At 45.3% G+C, this 20,629-nt stretch carries 19 protein-coding genes; 9 read left to right on the top strand and 10 right to left on the bottom strand.

All coding sequences use genetic code 11. From position 1 onward, the window contains the following. Positions 1 to 74: 74 nt before the first annotated feature. The 3 genes from QUA10_RS26695 to recQ are packed head-to-tail and all read right to left on the bottom strand — an operon-like array spanning position 75 to position 4,056. Positions 75 to 668: a hypothetical protein gene (locus tag QUA10_RS26695; RefSeq protein WP_333085534.1), complete on the bottom strand. Its 594-nt coding sequence runs from the start codon at positions 666 to 668 to the stop codon at positions 75 to 77. Beyond that, the gene (locus QUA10_RS26690) at positions 665 to 1,810 is read right to left on the bottom strand and encodes an ATP-binding protein (protein ID WP_333085536.1); all 1,146 of its coding nucleotides are present in this window, start codon (positions 1,808 to 1,810) and stop codon (positions 665 to 667) included. Before QUA10_RS26690 ends, QUA10_RS26695 begins: the two co-directional genes overlap by 4 nt. A 50-nt stretch (positions 1,811 to 1,860) precedes the next feature. Continuing rightward, complete coding sequence (recQ, locus tag QUA10_RS26685) at positions 1,861 to 4,056, bottom strand: DNA helicase RecQ (protein ID WP_333085537.1); 2,196 nt, start codon at positions 4,054 to 4,056, stop codon at positions 1,861 to 1,863. A 97-nt stretch (positions 4,057 to 4,153) separates the two neighbouring features. Between recQ and QUA10_RS26680 the strand changes: the two genes are divergently transcribed. Continuing rightward, positions 4,154 to 4,438, top strand: coding sequence for a DUF427 domain-containing protein (locus tag QUA10_RS26680; RefSeq protein WP_190738299.1), 285 nt, complete (start codon positions 4,154 to 4,156; stop codon positions 4,436 to 4,438). Positions 4,439 to 4,507: 69 nt separating this feature from the next. On the opposite strand, the gene QUA10_RS26675 is transcribed toward QUA10_RS26680, so the two are convergent. Further along, the gene (locus tag QUA10_RS26675; protein ID WP_333085538.1) at positions 4,508 to 5,170 is read right to left on the bottom strand and encodes an L-threonylcarbamoyladenylate synthase; all 663 of its coding nucleotides are present in this window, start codon (positions 5,168 to 5,170) and stop codon (positions 4,508 to 4,510) included. A gap of 75 nt (positions 5,171 to 5,245) precedes the next feature. On the opposite strand from QUA10_RS26675, the gene larC reads away from it, so the two are divergent. Continuing rightward, positions 5,246 to 6,658 (top strand): nickel pincer cofactor biosynthesis protein LarC, encoded by a 1,413-nt coding sequence (gene larC / locus QUA10_RS26670; RefSeq protein ID WP_333085539.1) that lies wholly within the window; start codon positions 5,246 to 5,248, stop codon positions 6,656 to 6,658. A gap of 250 nt (positions 6,659 to 6,908) precedes the next feature. Beyond that, the gene (locus tag QUA10_RS26665; RefSeq protein WP_333085540.1) at positions 6,909 to 7,469 is read left to right on the top strand and encodes a Uma2 family endonuclease; all 561 of its coding nucleotides are present in this window, start codon (positions 6,909 to 6,911) and stop codon (positions 7,467 to 7,469) included. Between the two features lie 203 nt (positions 7,470 to 7,672). Here the strand turns inward: QUA10_RS26665 and QUA10_RS26660 are convergent, their stop codons facing one another. The 3 genes from QUA10_RS26660 to QUA10_RS26650 all read right to left on the bottom strand — a co-directional run bounded on the left by QUA10_RS26660 (position 7,673) and on the right by QUA10_RS26650 (position 11,086). Continuing rightward, the gene (locus QUA10_RS26660) at positions 7,673 to 10,024 is read right to left on the bottom strand and encodes a PhoX family phosphatase (protein WP_333085541.1); all 2,352 of its coding nucleotides are present in this window, start codon (positions 10,022 to 10,024) and stop codon (positions 7,673 to 7,675) included. 292 nt (positions 10,025 to 10,316) lie between these two features. Then, complete coding sequence (locus tag QUA10_RS26655) at positions 10,317 to 10,784, bottom strand: hypothetical protein (RefSeq protein WP_333085542.1); 468 nt, start codon at positions 10,782 to 10,784, stop codon at positions 10,317 to 10,319. 59 nt (positions 10,785 to 10,843) lie between these two features. Continuing rightward, complete coding sequence (locus QUA10_RS26650) at positions 10,844 to 11,086, bottom strand: hypothetical protein (RefSeq protein ID WP_333085543.1); 243 nt, start codon at positions 11,084 to 11,086, stop codon at positions 10,844 to 10,846. Here QUA10_RS26650 and folK point away from each other — a divergent pair. From folK to QUA10_RS26630, 4 genes are all read left to right on the top strand, one after another. Continuing rightward, positions 11,086 to 11,574 (top strand): 2-amino-4-hydroxy-6-hydroxymethyldihydropteridine diphosphokinase, encoded by a 489-nt coding sequence (folK, locus tag QUA10_RS26645; protein ID WP_333085544.1) that lies wholly within the window; start codon positions 11,086 to 11,088, stop codon positions 11,572 to 11,574. The two genes, QUA10_RS26650 and folK, sit on opposite strands and share 1 nt — an antisense overlap. Positions 11,575 to 11,757: 183 nt before the next feature. Beyond that, a complete protein-coding gene (locus QUA10_RS26640; protein WP_333085551.1) occupies positions 11,758 to 12,306 on the top strand; it encodes an NUDIX hydrolase in 549 nt (182 codons plus the stop codon). Positions 12,307 to 12,455: 149 nt separating this feature from the next. Continuing rightward, the gene (locus tag QUA10_RS26635; RefSeq protein WP_333085552.1) at positions 12,456 to 13,907 is read left to right on the top strand and encodes an FAD-binding domain-containing protein; all 1,452 of its coding nucleotides are present in this window, start codon (positions 12,456 to 12,458) and stop codon (positions 13,905 to 13,907) included. Positions 13,908 to 14,021: 114 nt separating this feature from the next. Continuing rightward, the gene (locus QUA10_RS26630; RefSeq protein WP_333085545.1) at positions 14,022 to 14,669 is read left to right on the top strand and encodes a Uma2 family endonuclease; all 648 of its coding nucleotides are present in this window, start codon (positions 14,022 to 14,024) and stop codon (positions 14,667 to 14,669) included. 103 nt (positions 14,670 to 14,772) lie between these two features. Here the strand turns inward: QUA10_RS26630 and QUA10_RS26625 are convergent, their stop codons facing one another. Then, a complete protein-coding gene (locus tag QUA10_RS26625; RefSeq protein ID WP_333085546.1) occupies positions 14,773 to 15,222 on the bottom strand; it encodes a hypothetical protein in 450 nt (149 codons plus the stop codon). A 97-nt stretch (positions 15,223 to 15,319) separates the two neighbouring features. Here QUA10_RS26625 and QUA10_RS26620 point away from each other — a divergent pair, with 97 nt between their 5' ends. Both QUA10_RS26620 and QUA10_RS26615 read left to right on the top strand, forming a co-directional pair. Next, positions 15,320 to 15,643, top strand: coding sequence for a hypothetical protein (locus QUA10_RS26620; protein WP_333085547.1), 324 nt, complete (start codon positions 15,320 to 15,322; stop codon positions 15,641 to 15,643). A 15-nt stretch (positions 15,644 to 15,658) separates the two neighbouring features. Then, positions 15,659 to 17,791 carry a pentapeptide repeat-containing protein gene (locus tag QUA10_RS26615; protein WP_333085548.1) on the top strand — a complete coding sequence of 711 codons (2,133 nt, stop codon included), beginning with the start codon at positions 15,659 to 15,661 and terminating at the stop codon, positions 17,789 to 17,791. 166 nt (positions 17,792 to 17,957) lie between these two features. On the opposite strand, the gene QUA10_RS26610 is transcribed toward QUA10_RS26615, so the two are convergent. Both QUA10_RS26610 and QUA10_RS26605 read right to left on the bottom strand, forming a co-directional pair. Beyond that, a complete protein-coding gene (locus QUA10_RS26610) occupies positions 17,958 to 19,538 on the bottom strand; it encodes an FAD-dependent oxidoreductase (protein WP_333086425.1) in 1,581 nt (526 codons plus the stop codon). Between the two features lie 241 nt (positions 19,539 to 19,779). After that, positions 19,780 to 20,520, bottom strand: a complete 741-nt coding sequence (locus tag QUA10_RS26605; protein ID WP_333085550.1) for a Uma2 family endonuclease — start codon at positions 20,518 to 20,520, stop codon at positions 19,780 to 19,782. Positions 20,521 to 20,629 lie beyond the last annotated feature (109 nt).

Genomic DNA, 20,629 nt, shown 5'->3' with positions numbered 1-20,629 from the left:
ATGGATGCTACCTCTTTTAAGTGTGCTTTTAGGCGCTTTTGGTCTTCGGGTGTCATTTTTTTCCTCATCTTTTTTCATAGTTTTACTAGCTTTTTCATTTTCGCCCTTTTTTCATATATTTGCAAACGTGAGATGCACCCCAAATAAGCTCCATGAAACTGAGCATGGGTATTAAAATCTGGATATTTTCCCATTTTTTCAGGACAGTCAACTGAAACATTATAATACTTAGTATAATCTAATAAAAATTGACTCTTAGGATGTATTAACTTTTGAGAATGTGTTGCATAAATATTGCGATTGCCCAGCAGCCAACTTTCCAAGCAGCGATTTTGAACAATTAGCACAAGTTCTGTATTTTTTAATACTAGCTTTTCCTGATTTAAAAAATCATAAATTTCTGCGTGCCTTTCTGCAACAGTATTTTCCTCGGCATCAAGACACACGACAAAATAGTTGTATTTGCCGCTTAAGTTAATTTCCTCAATCGAAGGAGGAATAAAATCATATAATGAAGGATATCCTTCGCCACTAATCAGGTAATAATTTTTTTCATTCACCTCATCGTAAGTCTGAACTCGTGTTAATTCTGGCAATAGATGAGTTAGCCAAGCTGGATAAACTTTTCTCTCCGATTGCATCCCTTCGACCAAAAAATACAGATTCATTCAACTTTGATTCCTTCGCTATATTCTTCAAGATTAATCAGTTGCGTAAAAGCCTGATGTCTAGATTTTCCCAGGTTCAAATCTTTAGCATCAGTTACCGTTACTACACCTCCCTTGCGAGTTACTATTTTCCAGTATTCCATGCTGATATTGTTGATTATGTAGGGGTGATGACTGGTGAGGATAAATTGAATATTTCGGTTTTCAGTGAGCAAATCGGTAACAAAATCGATACAGTTAATCCCTAAAGCATTTTCAAATTCATCGATCAGAATTACAGTTCCTTCTGGTGAAAAGTACAGTTCGCTAATCAGAATTAGCGTTTTCAGCATTCCCGACGAAATGTTATTCTGAGAAATCCAATTATTGACACCTTTTTCTTGGATTTGCACGGGATAAGCTGAAAAAGATAGACTATCATTCTCTTTTACTGATTCTATTTTAACATTTTTAACTTGAGGAAATACATCTCTAAATGTGCGCTTAATGTTATCAAACACATCTGGATAATCGGTGGCAATCAAAGCCATTTTTAGAAGTATTGGTAAATTACTTGCTTTAATACTATCCAATGAAAGGTTGATTTTTAATGAAACTTTACTTGATGCGAATATTGACATTAACCTGTGATGTATAGCTAGTCCTCCATTAAAAGAGCTAGAGTTATCACTGTAAATAACTTTATTAAAACCCTGCTGAACAGGGAAGATATCTTCTTCTTGATTTAAGATTTGCACTGCGCTTTGAAACGGTGATAGTTTTGGCGTTGTGTTTCCTTTAAACTTGATTTCGGTAGAGTTTCTTTCGATAATTGTATCCCCATTTCTAGATAAATGCTCACGAACAATCCTAAAGTTACTGGCTTCGTCTTCCTCATTTGGAATTAGGACAGGAACTTTTTTTGTTTCAAACTCGCCTTGCCATTGGTACTCCACATCGTTGATTGTAGAAAATGTAATATCCCATACTAAGCCGTTTAACGAAGCACCATTCGCTATCTCTTTTAAACGTAAAATTCCTTTGAGTATTTGAGTTTTGCCAACGCCAGATACCCCAACTAACAAGGCCAGATTAGAAAAATAGATTGGGTCAAAGCGCCACTCTAATACATTATCGCAAAAAGCTACTTTTTTAATTCTCATTTTTCCGTCCTATCTATTAATTATCTGCGTTCATCTGCATACATCTGGGGTTAAAAAGTTACATAATTTTGCCGCCACCAAGCGCGCACAAACTTAATCTCTTCAAACGTATAACGTTCTTCTAAAAAATCATAAATTGCTCTCAGTTTTTCATCCCCCATAACTTCAATTGCGTACACTATCGCCTGCTGGCGTTCCGGTTCTACCAACAAATTTATATCAACTTCCCTGCCCATTTCCATCAATTCTATCAGATGCCCAGAAATAGTATTAGGGCTCATACCCCGCGCATTAGCTATTCCTTGAACTGTCAAACCTTGTCGGTATAATTCCCAGGTTTGCATCTGCGAATAAGACGCAACGTTAGCAAGATTGGGAAGATTAACGACATCAGAAGATGCAGCACCACTTGGCAATCCTTGTTCTTGGCAAAAAGTGCGAATTGCCTCCAAAAAAACCTTACCGTACTTATCTCGCTTGTTGCTGCCAACGCCGTAAACTTCCTCGAATTCTGTGAGATTTTGCGGGCGTTTTTCTGCCATGTCTCGCAAGCTTTTATCCGCAAAAACTACGTAAGGTGGCACAAATTGTTCGTCGGCAATTTGCTTGCGTAGCGTCCGCAGTATGGTAAATAAACCCTCTACTTCTACTGCCAAAGAACGAACTTTTCCCTGTACTTCCCGCTGGGGTTCAATGGCGATTTCAACTGTGCGCTGACGTTTCATAATTTCCCAACTTTTTTCATTCAGTTTCAAAATTGGAAACCCGTCTGTTTTTTCGTCTAAAAAACCTTGATTTAACAGCGAACGACTCAGTTTTTTCCATTCATCAGCACTTCTATCTTTGCCAATTCCGTAAGTAGAAAGTTGGTGGTGCTGGTATTGCAATATTTTTTGATTCTTTGAACCGCGCAGCACGTCGATGATGTGATTCATGCCGAATTTTTCTTGGCAGCGGGCGACGCAAGAAAGAAATTTCATTGCCTCAATCGTCCAATCTTCTACGGGTTTTTGGTTGCAACAGTTATCGCAAGTACCGCAGTTTCCGGGGAATGAATCGCCAAAATAACTTAACTGGATTGTACGACGGCAATCGGTGGATTCTGCATAGTTGATGACTCGACGCAACTGTTGGCGGGCAATTCGTTGTTCTTGTGGATCAGGTTTTTGCTCGATGATGTAGTCGATCATTTTGACATCGCCGTAGCCGAAAAATAAGCTGCAATGGGCGGGTTCGTTGTCTCTGCCTGCGCGGCCTGATTCTTGATAGTATCCTTCTAGATTCTTGGGCAAGTCGTAGTGAATTACAAACCTCACGTCGGGTTTGTTAATGCCCATACCGAAGGCTATTGTGGCTACCATTACTTGCACGTCGTCGCGAATGAAGCGGGTTTGATTGGTTGCGCGATCGACATCGCTCATTCCGGCGTGGTAGGGTAAGGCTTGGATGCCACTTTGTTGTAATTTATAGGCAACTTCGTCAACTTTTTTGCGGCTGAGACAATAGATAATTCCTGAACCGCCTTTTTTTTGGATGATTTGCAAAACTTCGGCAAAACTGTGTTTGGTTTTGGGGCGAACTTCGTAGTATAAATTGGGGCGGTTGAAGCTGGCGACGTGGATGTATGGATTTCGCAGAGTTAGCTGCTGGATAATATCTTGGCGGACGCGCTCGGTGGCGGTGGCTGTTAGTGCCATAATGGGAATGTCGGGATATCGATCGCGCACTCGCTGCATTTGCCTGTATTCTGGTCGAAAGTCGTGCCCCCATTCCGAAACGCAGTGGGCTTCGTCGATCGCAAATGCCGAAATTCCTAACTTATTTGCTACTATATCTAAAAATGGTAAAAATCTCTCACCCAGCAAGCGTTCGGGTGCAACATAAAGCAATTTAATCTTACCTTCGAGAATCGCAGTTTCGCGCGATCGGGTTTCCTGACTGCTCAAAGTGCTGTTGAGAAAAGTCGCCCCAATTCCATTATCCTGCAAAGCTTCCACCTGGTCTTGCATCAGAGCAATTAACGGTGAAACAACCACTGTCAATCCCGGTTTCAACAGTGCCGGTAATTGAAAACACAAAGACTTGCCACCGCCTGTCGGCATGACAATCATCATATCCCGTTTTTGTAAAGCAGCTTCGACAATTTCCTGCTGTCCCGGACGGAAAGAGTCATAGCCAAAAAAATGTTTGAGTGCTTGTTCCAGGGACAGCGGCACAGAAGATATTGGCGGATGAGACGCTGGCATTTGCAGTAGTTGGTTGTTGGCTTCTAAACTATTCTATGCCTTTTGAGCACAAATACAGTTACAATAATTGAGAATCTCAATTTAAGCAGAAAAACTGATGCCGAAAGCAATTTGGAATGGTGCCGTTTTGGCCGAGAGCGACAAGTGCGAAATTGTAGACAACAACTATTATTTCCCCGCCGATGCCATCAACCGCGAGTATTTCAAGGACAGCAGCACTCACACTACTTGCGGTTGGAAAGGTGTTGCTAGTTACTACAGTGTCGAAGTCGGCGGACAAGTTAATAAAGATGCTGCGTGGTACTATCCTACTCCGAAAGATGCTGCTAAAAATATTGCCGGATATATTGCTTTTTGGAAAGGAGTTAAGGTCGAGGCTTAAAGCAGTTTAGAACTAAAAAAATGGGGCGGGTTGTGGGCGAATTTAGCGCTTAACCGGCCCCTTAAAATTTTAATCTTCCCAAACGGCGACAGCTTCCGAACCCAAACCACGGCGAACAACAGTCGGTTCGCTTTGTGTCAAATCGAGAATGGTAGAAACTTGATATCCCGGATCGGAACCGTCATCGACAATGACATCTACTAGCTTTGTAAAACAGTCAAAAAGTTCAGCTTTGCCAAAGCTTTCTGCTTTAGATGCAGGGACTGGTGCTGCACCTTCATCATCCGTGGTAATGTGAGCGGATGTTGAAATAATTGGATTTCCCAAGGCTTCCAACAGTGTAAAACAAAGCCGCTGGTCGGGAACGCGAATTCCAGTGGTTTTCCGTTTTGGGTTCATTACCAACCGTGGCACTAACTTGGTAGCTGGCAGCAGAAATGTATAAGGCCCCGGTATTAACCGCTTGATAATTCTGTATGCTTCATCGCTGACAGCAGCATAGTCGGTGATATTTGACAGAGAGGAACACAAGAACGTTAAAGGCTTATCATTGGATAGTTGCTTGATCTGCCTAACTCGTTCTACCGCAGACTTGGAGTTGAGATCGCAGCCGATCGCGTAAACTGTATCTGTCGGATAAAGCATCACTGCGCCATCTTTTAGAGCTTTTGTAATCTTCTCGATCCGGTCTCTTTGGGGTGCAACTGGATGCACTTCGTAAATAGTTGCCATGTTAAGATATTGCAGGCTAAGTGGGCTATCGAAATATCGAGTGAAACAATCAATGTTGAAAATTAATTGTTAATAATGAATAAAATAGCTTATTTTGACTGTCCAACCGGCATTGCTGGCGATATGTGCATCGGAGCTCTCATCCACGCTGGCGTTCCTTTAGACTACCTAATCGAAAAACTCAATTTGCTCGGCATTTCGACAGAGTACCAGTTGCGGACGGAATTAGTCCACCGGAATACTCAACAAGCAACTAAATTTTATGTAGATTTAGCTGCGGATTTGGGGTTAAAACCCAAAAATTCCGCTATCGAACTCGATCCCTCGGAAACGGAATCCCCGACTTTTGACGCCCGCCACCACCATCATCATCACGGGGAAGAACATTCTCACAGTCACGGGGAACCAGATGCCGCAATTAGCCACACTCATCACCGCAATTTGCCAGAAATTGAGCAAATCATCGTCTCTGCAAAATTGCCTCCGCGCGTGGAAGCTTGGAGTTTGGCCGTATTTGGCAAATTAGCAGAGGCAGAAGGTGCCGTACATGGTATCCCCGCAAGCGAGGTTCACTTTCACGAGGTGGGGGCGACGGATGCAATTATTGATATTGTCGGTACTTGTTTGGGTTTGGATTGGTTGGATATTCAGGAGTTTTACTTTTCGGCGATGCCGACTGGTGCAGGTACGGTGAAGGCTGCACACGGCAGATTAGCGGTGCCGACGCCGGCGGTGATGCGGTTGTGGGAAACGCACCGAGTGCCGGTTTATAGCAATGGGATCGATCGCGAATTGTGCACTCCTACGGGAACGGCGATCGCCTGTACTCTCGCCTCTACTTTCGGCCCGCCACCGTCGATGCAAATTCAGGCTATTGGTTTGGGTGCAGGTTCTCGAATGCTGGCAATTCCTAATATTTTGCGCCTCTGGATTGGGGAGAAGTCAGAAGGGGAGAGGGGGAGAGTGGGAGAGTGGGAGAGTGGGAGAAAGACGGCTACTAATTCCCCATTCCCGATGCCCAATGCCCAATGCCCAATACCCAATTCCATAGAAACTATTACGGTATTGGAAACGCAGATTGATGATTTGAGTCCGCAGGCGATCGGCTATGTTTTTGATGCTTTGTTTGCCGCCGGAGCTGTGGATGTTTTCACTGCCCCAATTGTGATGAAAAAGTCGCGGCTGGGGGTTTTGTTAACTGCGATTTGTCATCCAGAATTTGAGGATGCTTGCGAAGCTGTGATCTTTCGCGAAACTACTACTCTGGGAATTAGGATCTCGACTCAACAAAGAACTATTTTACACCGAGAAATCCAGACCGTTAAAACAGAATACGGCGAAGTCAAGATAAAAGTTGCGAAGTCTGGAGAAACGATTGTTAATGTACAGCCGGAATACGAAGATTGCGCGGAAATTGCCCGACTTAAAAATATTAGCTGGCGGGAAGTTCACCGCTTGGCGCTGCAAAGTTGGTACGATCGCACTTAATCAATTACAGTGACTTACATGAGGAATTTAGTCCCTGACGGCCTGACAACCCGTCAGACTCAGCAGGCTTGAGGAATATCTAAATCAGAGGAATCAAAACCTCTGATATCATCTCCGGTAGATTACCCTAATACGGTAGGGGCGGGTTCACGAAAAATATCTGCCAATAATTGACAATCTCAAAAACCCGCCCTTTTAATCGCTTTTTCTTCAAGCTATTATATAAACATACTTCATTCCCGATCGCATTATGGTTGCCTTACCCGATCGCCCATCGATGAGTGCAGAAGAATACCTGGCTTGGGAACCCACCCAAGAAGAACGTTACGAGTATTGGGATGGCGAAGTCGTCGCGATCAGCGGTCAAACCCGCAATCACAATCGAATTACCATAAACTTTTTCAAGCTATTAGACGATCGCCTTAATCTCCCCTACGAAATTTACATTATAGATGTAAAAGTTAAAGTGCAACCAGGAAAAAACTATTTTTATCCTGATGTTGTAGTAACTTGTGATGAGCATGATAACGATCCGCAATTAGTGCAATTTCCTTCCTTGATTATCGAAGTTTTATCGCCTTCCACAGAAGCAGCAGATCGCGGCATTAAATTTGCTAAATACCGCCAATTTTCAACACTGCAAGAGTATGTATTGGTGCAAGTAGAACAGCCAGGAGTAGAGATATTTCGGCGCAATCAACAGGGGCAATGGGTTTTCTCCGAGTATGGTTTGGGCGATTCCTTGCAACTTGAATCGGTAAATCTAGAAATTGCGATTGCCGACTTATATCGCCAAGTACAATTTTCTTAAAACTTTCGCTTTCAAGGGATTTTATATTAATTATCCTCGGCATTTTTTTAATTATTTGAACGAACCGCGAAGACGCGAAGAGGGCGAATAAAGAACAGTATCTTATTCTTTCTCTTTCTTCGCGTCCGCGTGCCTCGCGGTTCATTTAATCTTACTCCAAATTCGTAAAACCAGGTTTCTGGGTGCCGAGGCGTAAGTCCTATTTAAACAAACTGGCCCGTTGGAGTCGATCGCACCCGACGAATTCCAATCACCGAGGGCATCGGCGATCTGCGCGAATCATTCGAGATATTACTCGGCCACAAACTCCCGCGAGAAACACTACGAGTTTGATTGAAAACAGCACCGTTTAAATCCAACATTTCAATTTGCCGACTCAGTACAGTACCATCATCGATCGGGCAATCTTCCCCAGGATGCTGCACCGAAAGCAACAGCGTATCTCCCACAAAAGTCGGCCCCGTCATTTCGCACCGATTCGGGCCGTAAGCAAACGGAATTACTGTTCCTGCATTCGGGCCGAAAGTCGGGATATAAAACAGCCAATTGTTGCCGAAAACTCCAGTAAAATCTGACACATTTCCAGTCTTTTTATGGTCGATCGTCGTTGGCTTTCCAGTCGCACCGACATCAAAACCGTTGTGCGTACTCGTAGACATATCAGTCACGCCCCAAATATTGCCTTGAGGGTCAAAAACCAAATTGTCTACACTAGCAAATCCCGCGCCAGAGACTGAACCCGCTTCTCCACCTTGGGCCAAACGCTGCCAGCGGAAAGTCAAACCTGCACCGTCTGGACTGTCTTCAATTATTTTGTAAAGTCCTCCCGACTGCTGAGTGCTGTTGACTGCGCTACCGTATTTAGCAACAGTAAAAATGCGAGAATCTGGATAGCCGTCGCTTCCCGGTGCGGCATCAGTATAAGCAATGAAAACTTCTTTAGTAGTAGGATTAACTTCCAAATCTTCCGGCCGCGCCGTCGGGCTGCCACCAATCAAATTAGCAGCTAAGAAAGCATCAACTAAAACCGCGCCTTGGCTGCTGTAAAAATTAGCAAGAGTTTTATTGCTATAGCCAGGAAGTGCTGTTGCTTCATTGGTTGTATCTACTACAAAAGAACCGCCGTCTTCGGTTTGACCAGCAATTCCGGCGCGTTTGGGCAAGCGAGTATTGGCATCTCTTTGAGCTTTGCCAAAAGTTGCTAATTCTGCCTCGCCCACTTTAGAAGGACGCACCGGATTTGTCGGGGTATTTAATGTTAGCGGCAGCCATCTTCCAGTACCGTTGCGGTTATATTGGGCAACGTACAAAATGCCGTCTTCAAACAATCGGCTGTTGTTTTTATCTGCGGGATTGGTGACAGTACCGTTGCTGACAAATTTCCAGGTGTGTCCGCCGCGCCGATCGTCCCCCATGTACCCTATTAACTTGCGGCCTGCTTCAGCGCGAATCGCGACGTTTTCGTGGCGGAAACGGCCCAACCATGTGTGCTTCCGGGGGCGGAAACTTGGATCTTGGGGATCGACTTCTACCATCCAGCCGTATTTTTCGCCGACTAAGCCGAATTCCTCACCGATAGTGCCCTTGGCGTAGCTGGTTTGGCCACCGTTGGGTTTGATGTTTTCCTGAACCCCGACGAAGAATAGTTCGCTACCTTGGAAGTTTTCTTCAGCGGAGAGGATTGTGCCCCACGGGGTTGTGGCGCCGGAACAGTTGTAGGCTGTACCGATAATGCGGTTTCCGAGTCCGTCGGTGTTGACTTGCGCGAAGACTTGGGTAGCCGCAGGGCCCGTGCCCGTGAGGTACTCGTTATCCCCTTGTCTGGTTCCCCAGGAGGTGACATCTTTGTATTTGTCGGTACGCTGGCTGTTGATTCCCAGGCCCGAAAGTCCGTGAATACGGCGGTTGAGGGGGTCGCCGGCGATCGCCTGAAATCTACCGTTAGACTGTTTGGTGATGCGAACGATCGAACCACCAAGATTGTACAGAAATTCGCCGAGCGTAGCCTGATTTTTTACCGATAAGTCTATACCGAGGACAGCGCGATCGGTTGTGGGAAATGGTGTCAGATCAGACGGCGCTTCCGGCGTCACTTTCGACATCGGAAAGCCTACATACTCGTGGTTAACCCAAAGATAACCGTCGTCACTGCTGCCGCGAAGGCCTACGAAGCCGGTGTAGTCGTTGTTGTAGCCGAAATAGTCTGCTGGATTGGGAAAAACTCGATCGCCCCAGCGGAGAATCACATACCGTTCGTATTCCGGCGGTACAACCACATCGTCAACAACGTTGTAGCTGGTTAATTTAGTATTCTGCGAGGCCGCCATCACGGTTCCCTGTCCGTTTAAGCCCGTCGGCATAAAGCTGGACAATTCTTGATAAACCGGCAGCGGGTGGGGAAGTCTTAACGGAGTGAAAGAGAGCGGCCCTACCACAGCTTCGGTCGAGGTGGAATTGATGCCAAACAGTGTTTGAGTTAGTTGAGGGGCAAGCACAGTGGTAGCTGCGCTGCTGCCGAAGAAAATTAGCAGTTGTCGGCGAGTTATTTTAGACATAAATTCCTGTTCAGCCCAACTTCCCTAATCAGATAATTCCGTATGAAACTCTATCACTATTAAATTAAGGGGAGTTAACCTGAAGGTTAATTAAAATTGGGAGGTATTTAGGTTAACAAAAAGTTAAATATTTTAATGGGCAAGTGGTAATTGGGAATAGAGAGAGATTCAAGAACAAATATCTATCTGTGTATCCGTGATTTCCGTGTCATGCTGTTGGTTATTTGTTGTTTGCTACCAATGCCCGATGCTCGATGCCCGATGCCCGATGCCCGATGCCCGATGCCCGATTTCAATCATCTCGAAAACCCGGATCATTTTCTCGGGATGTCGATCGACTAGGCGCAGGTGCATTCATCACTTGCGAAGATCCAGAATTTGCGGACGAAATATTGCCGTTTCTGAATCCCAGCAGCAATTGAGCATCCGCAAAATATCTAGTCCACTGTTCGATTCTCGCATCTTTTTGCCAGTCGTGGCGGGATACTCTCGATCGCAAAACTGGAACTCTTTGTCGGCTGCGATCGGCTGTAATGATGATTGTAACTTCTGTTAATGCCGGATTTGCTTCAAACTCGCGGGCGATCGACTCTTTCGCTAAATCTTCCGCCTGCTGCACTAAACTCGCAAAAGATTGACTGCCGTCCGAATCTAGGGTAAGATAGCTTTCCTTACTTTCTGCTAAAGATACTGATATATTTGCGGTAAAAATGACCGTTGCCAAAATCCCGGCTGAAAATAAGCGTCGGTGCAAACTCATTATTTTTTAAACTAAATGCTGACACTTGTCAATCATAATCAATAAAAATTAACCCCAAATTAAGCTATGATTAAAATAATATTTTGTATATCAGATTTTTTGTGCATAAAATACGGCTTGTAGGTTAGATAACTAAATCCTTCTTTCTTCTTGCTTTTTCCCTCTCCCCTCTTCTCTCTTCCCTCTTCTCTCTTCCTTCTTACTTCTTCCTTCTTCCGACGGACATCGGACTGACATCCGTTACATCCGTTACATCCTTTACACAATCCGTTGCCGAACCTTCTTCCTTCTTCCTTCTTCAATGAAATCAACAAAATGTGCGATCGCCCTTGGGAGCAACTTAGGCGACTCCCTCGCCACACTCAAAAGCGCGATCGTAACCCTCAACAACACCCCAGGAATAGCAGTAAAATCTCATTCAAGCTGGTATCAAACCGCCCCCGTTGGGCCGCCCCAACCCGATTACATCAACGCCTGCGCCATCCTAGAAGTTGCATTAGAACCCGAACAATTGCTAGCAAAATTATTAGAAATTGAAATACAATTTAATCGAATTCGCCGAGAAAAATGGGGGCCAAGAACCCTAGACCTAGATTTGCTGCTGTACGACAATTTAGTCCTAGAAACTCCGACACTGACTCTACCTCATCCCCGGATGACCGAAAGAGCTTTTGTATTAGTACCTTTAGCAGAAATTGCCCCGGATTGGGTGCATCCAGTGACGAAAAGTGCGATCGTCCAACTCCTGCAAACCGCAGACTGTTCCGGAGTGCAAGAATTGCAACTGTAAAAAGTGATTACAATTCATGGGGATCGTACCAGTTTCCCAAAAAATGCAACCGTAGGTAAGCTCGAAACAGTGATAGTTATCAGTCATTCCCAATCTAAAATCTCAAATCTCAAATCTAAAATCCTATGAGATCGCCTATGATGTCTTAAATCGGTGCTATCAAACATTATTCGCTTGTCGCTTATGTCGATCGGTCAAGAACTACCCCAACTCCTCAAACAACGCCTATTTTACCAAGGGCGCAAATTTAACTTTGACGTAGCCACCCTCCGTCTTCCCAACGGTTCCGAAGGCGAGTGGGAATGTATTCGCCACCCGGGCGGAGCACTTGCAGTTCCTGTCACACCCGAAGGTAAACTCGTGTTGGTACGCCAATATCGCTTTGCCACCAAAGGGCGAATTTTAGAATTTCCCGCCGGGACAGTCGAAATCAATGAAAGCCCCGCCGAAACTATCAAACGCGAAATCGAAGAAGAAACCGGATATCGCGCCGGAAAATGGCATAAATTAGGGCAATTTTTTCTCGCCCCCGGTTATTCTGACGAAATCATTTATGCTTTCTTAGCCCAAGATTTGGAAAAACTGGAAAAGCCGCCAGCACAAGACGATGATGAAGACATTGAAACAGTTTTATTCACCCCTGAAGAATTAGAAAAAGCTATTTTAGCTGGGGAACCAATTGACGCAAAATCAATTTCTAGCTTTTTCTTAGCCCGTCCATTTTTGACTTAAATAGGACTGACAGACAAACCCGGTTTCTTATAAAAATCCTGCGTCAAACCGATAAAAGTTAACTTAGAAACCGGGTTGTTGAACCCGCTTGTGTCCAGGACTGAAAAATCTAAAATCTAAAATCTAAAATCTAAAATCGAATGTCCGATATATCCAATCTAATTTTATTTTGGCACCGCCGCGACTTGCGTATTTCTGACAACATCGGACTGGCAGCAGCGCGCCAGCAAAGCCCGAAAGTTGTCGGAATTTTTTGTCTCGATCGCAATATCCTAAATCGCGAGGACGTAGCGCCAGCCAGAGTCACATACATGATCGGCTGCTTGCAAAAACTCTCCTCGCGTTACAGGGAAGCAGGCAGCCAATTGCTGATCATTCAAGATGACCCGATCCTAGGAATACCGAGATTAGCAACAGCTATAAATGCTCAAGCAGTATTTTGGAACTGGGATGTAGAACCCTACGCAAAACAGCGCGATCTCTCCGTATCCAACGCCCTCCAACAAGCAGGAATTCAAGTTCAAAATTTCTGGGATCAAGTCCTGCACGCCCCAGATGAAATTCGCAGCGGTACAAAGACTCCATACACAGTTTATACACCATTTTGGAAAAAATGGAACAGTAAACCCAAAGCTCAACCAGTAGAGACACTGCCGATAACTTATCTGGAATTAATGACCGGATTAACGGCCGAAGAACAAGAAATCGCTAACCAAGCAGGTGCAATTGAAACAGTGCCAACTGCCTCTAGTTTAGGATTTCTTTGGGAAAATCCCTTAGTAATAGAACCCGGAGAAGATGCAGCGCAACAAAAATTAGAAGAATTTTGCGATCGGGCAATTTACCAATATCAAGAACAGCGGAATTTCCCCGCCCTTAACGGCACATCCCAACTCAGCGCAGCCCTCAAATTTGGTGCAATTGGCATCCGCACTGTTTGGCAAGCTACCCAGATAGTAATGGACACTTGCCGCAGCGAAGAAGCGTCTACAAGCATCCGTACTTGGCAACAGGAAATAGCGTGGCGGGAATTTTACCAACACGCCATGTATAACTTCCCAGAATTAGCAGACGGCCCCTACCGTCAAGCATTCAAAGACTTTCCGTGGGAGAACGATGAAAAGCTTTTTCAAGCTTGGTGTAAAGGCAAAACAGGCTATCCTATTATCGATGCAGCAATGCGGCAGTTAAATCAGACAGGTTGGATGCACAATCGCTGCCGCATGATAGTCGCCAGTTTCCTCACCAAAGATTTAATTATTAACTGGCAGTGGGGTGAAAAATACTTCATGCAAAAATTGATAGATGGCGACCTTTCTGCTAACAACGGCGGCTGGCAGTGGAGCGCATCGAGCGGTATGGATCCGAAACCTTTGCGAATATTTAATCCCGCGAGTCAAGCTCAAAAATTCGACCCGGAAGGGGAATATATTCGGCACTGGGTTCCAGAATTGCGTCGCGTTGATACTAAAGTTTTGCTAACAGGAAATATTTCGCCTTTAGAACGCCGACTTCTTCATTATCCCTCTCCGATCGTAGATCACAACGAGCAGCAGCGCAAGTTTAAAGAACTGTACAACCAGCAAAAAAACGCAGATTAGACAGCTCGATTTTTGGCTACATTTACCAGTAAATTAAGTTGAGGTGGCGTTGTATAACCCTCAACTCAAAAAATTGTATCAGTTATAATAAACTTAAATAAATCGGAGATTCAAATGGTAACGCTGCAATTAAGGCAAATCAGTGTACCCCCAGGACATAGAGTGCTGTTCAATGATGTCAACTGGCAGGAATTTGAAGCAATTTTAGAAGAGTTGGGAGAACACCGTGGGTCGAGAATAGCTTACAGTCAAGGAACTTTGGAGATTAGGATGCCACTATCAGAACATGAATTCAATAAGGAAATCATTGGCGATATGGTGAAAATCTTACTCGAAGAACTTGAAATTGATCGAGAATGTTTTGGTTCGACGACTTTTAAGCGAAAAAGTATGTTACAAGGAATTGAACCTGACAACTGCTTTTACATTCAGAATTACGCTCTAATGATTGGCAAAAAGCGGATCGACTTAACTGTCGATCCGCCGCCTGACTTAGCAATTGAAGTCGATCTAACTTCCAAAACTCAACTCGATGCTTACGAAGCTCTGGGGGTACCTGAAATATGGCGCTATGAAAATAAGAAGCTTCTGATTAATGTACTTCAAGAAGGGAAATATGTTGAATCGGAAATTAGTCAGATTTTTCCCAATCTGCCAATTATTGAAGCTATTTCTCAATATTGCGAACAAAGCCAAACAGTGGGCACGAGTCAAACTCTCAGATTGTTTCGCAAGTGGGTTAAAGACCACATACAAAAGTGATATGAAATCCCTAGTTAACGCACTTGCTGTCAGAAATCCGGCTTATTTACGATCGCCAAAAAGCCAAGTTTATGACAGCAAGCCTCCTCATTCCGTTGTATTTTTAATTTCGCTTTTGGGAAATAGAGAGAGAGTAAGGGTGTTGACCTTGAGCTCGATCGCCCACAAAAATAACATAAGTCCCCTTGTCCCCATAACCGGAAAATTCTACATTCCCCGCAGCAGCATTCGCCGGCAGCACGCAGAAACGCCCCCTCGGCCCCTGAATCATCAAACTCGGAGCTCCAGCGGTTTGTACTGCAATCCGCCAGTAAGGCAAATCCTGCGTTACTTCAATGACGTGGTTCGGCCCTTGAGAGACAAAACCGCAGTCGCCGCTATTGTTCGGGCCGCCGGAAACTCCAGAAACTCCCAGCGGTTCGGGAAATCCGGGAGCAATTTGTAGCGGTTGGCTCCGAACAGCACCCGCATCCGCTAAAATCATTGCCAAGGCTAGGGTTACGATCGAGCTAAACCACAGTTTGCCGCGATCGCCCAGATAATGGATCTTCATGTTTCCTCACACAATGGCATTTGGTTCTAGTTCTTTGACGGTAGGGGATAATGGCGGTTCCAAACACATTAATCTAAAATAACTTCGGAATTTTTTTATGAATCCTCAAAATAATTTCAATTGGCAGCAAGCGTTCGGAGAACTAAAAGCTAAAGTAGAACGATCGCCACTCATCACACAAAATTCAGACAGCTATCAAGCCGTCGGAACCTTATACAATCAATTACTCGACAAATTTCAAAGACTCCCCAAACCGGGGCAAGTGGCAGCCTTTGCCGTCGGAGCGATAATTGTCCTGACAGTCTTCAATAGCGTCGTACAGCTAATTTCAGCGCTGATGACTCTTGCCGTTCTCGGAGTGCTAATCTACATAGCGTATAAATTGGCAATTTCCCCCCAGTCCTCAAATAACGACAAATAATAGGAATTTCTAAATATGGCTAATCCCACCGCGCCCAGCGGCATCAATCAACCCGATCCGTCTTGGCAAACACAATCCAAGCAAATGCCACTGCTGGTTCGCAGGTGCGGCGCTTGGGCAGTGGAAATTTCGTTAATAGCGGCCAGCGCCCTCGTTCCCTTCAGTATCGGGGCATTGGTCAACAAGGAAACTGAAACCGTGCCGCTTAATTCCTCTGTAGCAGCAGCATCCGAAACCGTGGCCCGTACCTTGGGCATACCCGTGCGTGATCGCAGCTCCAGAGTCGCACCCCTAACTAATCTATTTTGGTCAGGGGCGCTGCTGGCACCGGCAGTTTTAGCGGGGTGGCAACTGTTTTTGCTCGCCAGAACCGGTCAAACTATCCCCAAACGCTGGTTCGGGGTCAAAGTTGTCACAGCGTCGGGTACTCCTCCGGGTTTTGGGCCAGTGCTAATTCGCGAAAGTTTGGGGCGCTGGGGAGTGCCTCTGGGCGTCGCTTACGGCATTTGGCGCTTGAGCGGTGCGTTTCCTGATTTGCTGATTTTAGGGGGGTTGAGCGGCTTGGCAGTGCTCGCAGACGGGGCTTTTGCATGGCGTTACAAACGCCAATCTGGACACGATCGCCTCGCGAATACTTTGGTGGTAAATGCTCGATCGAATCAACAGTCTGCCAATCCTGTCCCGACTCAAGATTGGACTGAGGAAGACGCGCAGATTGCGGCTTTGGTTGTGACTCCACAAAGCGGCCTGAAAGCAAATGCCAGTTTGTGGAATTGGATGCGCCAACACCCAGGCACAACTTTAGTAATAGTTACCGTCGGCAGCGCGGGATTGATTTTAACTTTGTTTGTCGGCACTCTCATCTACACTCAAAGTCAAGCAAATTTGCGGGATTCCCGGCAGCGGAACGACGAATTATTTGTAGCTTTAGTTAGCAAATTGTCTCCCACATCGGCTAGCGGGGCATCGGGCAGGCGATCGGCCATTTTGGCATTGGGGGCGGTGGAAGACTCCCGCGCCGTACCTTTGCTAGCGGATTTGCTAGCTCAAGAAGACAACCGCGCCATGCTGGACGCGATCCAGCAAGCTTTAGTCAGTAGCGGGCCGAAAGCTTTGCCTGAGTTGCAGCGGTTGAATCAGGCCCTCAGCAACGACCTGGATTCCCTGCGCTTTGGCGGCAAGGCCCCGGAACGCGAGTTAGCGGCCGCCCGCCAGCGAACAGTACAAAGGGCGATCGGCAAAATTCTCACAGTGTATAGCAGCCAGCTCAACGGCGCGGATCTCAGCCGCACAGATTTAGCTCAAAGTCCTGCCGGCCCGTCTCAGTTTACTTTAGTTTTAAACAAAGTTGACTTGTCGGGAATTAAGTTGAGAAATGCCAATTTAACCAATGCCAGCTTGCAGGGATCTCGCTTTTACGGCACCGGCGAAGACAGGCGTCCGGGTACATTTGACGATTGGATTTCTGACTTGAGTGGCGCTAATTTGGAAGGAGTAAATTTGGTCGGGGCGTCTTTGAACAGTGCTGTAATGAACCGCACTACTTTTGTGCGTGCTGTCATGAACAAAGCTAATTTGTCAAACGGCAATTTGAATTCAGCTAATTTCAGCAGTGCTATTTTAATTGGAGCAAATTTACAGGAAGCACTGTTAAAAAATGCAAGTTTTACCGGGGCAGATATAGGAAGCGCGAATTTGTCGCGAGCGGATTTGTCAGGCGCGCGTTTGGCCAAAGTGAAGGCTCAAGGCGCTCAGTTGTCCTTGACAAATTTGTCTAAATCGGAATGGCAAGGTGCTGATTTGTCCGGTGCTGATTTGAGCGGCGCCAACTTACAAAAGGCCGATTTGACTTCGACTAAACTCGCCAACGTGAATTTAAAAGATGCTCAGTTGCAAGATGCGAATTTTCGGAATGCGGAGGTGAGTTCGGTTGATTTTAGGGGCGCGAATTTAGCGAGAGCCGATTTTAAAGGCGCTGTGTTTCTGGGGAAGGCAACTTCGGATCAATTTATTCAAAGTCCGACTGGTAGTAAATCCGGTCGATTCCTAGGAGTTGATTTTGCGGAGGGTAAAAATTTAGATAAAAGTCAAATTGCTTACATTTGTTTGCAGGGGGGGATTCATCCGAAGTGCCCGCAGAAGAAGTAAGGATTGGTTGTTAACGAGTAGGCTAATACAGTTGAGCATTTAAATTGTATATTCAGGGCGGGTGGGACACCCCAAAAAAGCTTGATTATTTTTTGACATACAATTTAAATGCCACAACAGCTTAGTCAACAGTCAACAATCATGAGGACTGCAACCGGAATTTATATTACGCAATAGCATCGGAACTGACAAGAGTCTCGAATTGCGCCAATAGCATTGCCTCACCATTATTTGGAGTTCCAAAAATTTTAGGTAACTGACCTGTTTCAGCGAGAACTTGTCTCACTTCTCGGTTAGATACATCGGCTAGATTTTTGTTATTTAGAATGGCATTAACCGCAGCGATACCCACACCTTGACCAACTGCGGCGTTGAATTCAACAATTCTGCCGACAGAACAGGCAAATCCTTCAAATCCAGAACAGGGACTTACCACTGCCAGGTTAGGAACGTTTTTAATTAATGCGTGGCGGATGCCAACATTAAAGATAGGGTGTTTAAAACTCAGACTTTTAAACCATCCTAGATGAGTTGCTTTATCGCGAATACCCGGGATGCCTCCCCGTACATCAAAATGATAGCTAAATGTTGCCAGGGCTTCATTAGCAGGTACGCCACCTAACAGCATTTGTGCGCCAGTTAAAGGTTCTACAACTCCCGTCACATTGCCAGCGTGTCTGATATAAAGTTCTGAGGAATAAGTAACAGAAGTAGCCCCCAAACTCCTCAGCCAAGTTGTAATAAATAACATCTCTTTTTGCATATTAGCCGTGGGTTTGCTCCCGCTTCTAGCTAAGGCTTCTGCTTCGCTGGCGGTGACTGCAAATAACAGCGCATTCCACGAAAGTCTATCATTTGGAAGTATGGCTATATTTCCCTCATCTAGAATTATGCCGGTTTCAGGAAAAGATAGTTTTCTTCCTCTAAAGGAGTGGTAAGCTACAGATAGAGCTGGCGAGCGAACATCGATGTAATCGTTACCCGCCCACAGAGTTTTGAGATTGCCTTTAGTGTCGGTCATTTCCCGCCGGAGTTCTTCTGCTAGTTGGGCATCCTTGTCGGCAGCGTACAGCAAAAATTTTTGACTCTCTGCATCGGCCCGGTTTGTGAAGCGTTTTAGATAAATATAATCGAATTCTTTCAGTGCTCTTGCACTGAGTCCTTGTGTTTCAAAAACGAGGGTGACTGGAAGTTCTGAGTTAGGCAGACCCAATGTTTCAAATCCCTTCAGCTTTCTCACACCGGCAGCTTGAGCTAATTCGGCATTGACAGTGGCATCAATAAATTGCTTGCCAGCATAAACTACGCCTTGAGAGGTGGTTATACTGGCAATTTTTTGACCTTCTTTACTGACTGATTTAATTTCTACTTTGCTGAGGAGATCGGCCCCAGCTTGTACCAGCATTTCTTTCAGCGCTGCACTGGCTTTGCGGGGGTCAAGTGCAATTGCCTTAACGCCGGATTTTTGTAAAAATTCTTTATAGATTGTCGCCGGTGAACCAAAGGTATCTAACTTTAAAGATTGTTGAAGTTCTTCACTAATCTGACTTCTATCTAAATAAGCAAGACCGCCTCTTACCAAATGCCCGCCAATTCCTTCTTGCAAGCTTGCTTTCGACATCAGTAGAATTCGCGGATAACGCTTTGTTCGGCGAAGATATTCTCTGGAGGCCGAGATAACAGCTAGAACTCCTGGAACTTCATCACCAAAACAGATGATATCGTAAGAACGCAGATTCATGACCATTATTTAAGAACCTCTCCTAATTTTCATGTTTTCGAGCTGGATCTCAATGTTTGCCGTCCAACTCTCTGTTTTTTCCAAATCTAGCTGCATCTTTCCTGATTGTTGCGATAAATATTCACACATTCCTGGATGCAGCAACCGGGTTTTTCCTGAAAATCTTTCGTTGACGACGATCGATCTCGGTTGCAAAACCCGGTTTTTGAGCCTCAAGAGTATCTCTGTGTTGTACTCTTGATTGCCATCAGGTCAGATTATCAGGATCTATCCCCAACTCCCGCAATCGCTGAGCTAGTCGATCGGAACGTTCAGCCAGTCGATCGGCGCGCTGGGCTTCCTGTTGGGCGCGCTGCGATTCCTGTTGGGCGCGCTGCCTGGATTCTTTTACCTGTTCTTCAGGAGTCAGATAACGTTTTCCATCGGCATCATACCAATACAACCACTCCCTTGTCACCCCAGAATAACTTCCTTTTTCACAACCAATCCCTAAACCAATTTCAGGCATCCAAACTGGATGTCCTGGCTGTAATTCATACTTTCCGTTGACTAACTTGTGTACTTCTAAACGGGGTTTACGACGGCGGCGGGAAGAATAAATGACGTAATAAAGTACGCCTAAAGCTTGATATTCCTCCAACTTTGTGCTGTATTCCTTGCGATAAGTTGGAGAAACTACTTCTAGCACAAAAGTAGGCAGAACATTTTCATCCCACAGCACGTAACTGGGACGCAATTCTTCATCATAAAACCTTTCTACACCTAAACTCAAGAAAGCATCGGGCACAATGGCAGGTTTATCCGGGTGATGATAAATACCCATATCTATGCCAAAAAACCAATCCATGCGTTCTGCCCAAAGTATGAGCAATATTGCTTTTAGCAATCCTGGTATTAGTTCTTGCAGTTCGTTATCCACAGGCGTTTCATCAGAGTCTGGTAGTTCATCGGCGGAGGGCCAGTGCCTGGGGAATTTGTAATCTAACATGGCGGCTTTCCTCAAAACTCACTAAGATTATACCCTGGGGGGGTGACAAAGATGCCTAAGAGATAGACCGAATCAGGGTTGCAGCCCGCATACCTTGTTGGTAAAAGCG

It is taken from the genome of Microcoleus sp. Pol8_D6, assembly GCF_036700965.1.
GTDB lineage: Bacteria > Cyanobacteriota > Cyanobacteriia > Cyanobacteriales > Microcoleaceae > Microcoleus.
The sequence above is the reverse complement of the archived record's forward strand: the minus strand, read 5'-3'. Positions and strand labels throughout refer to the sequence as shown.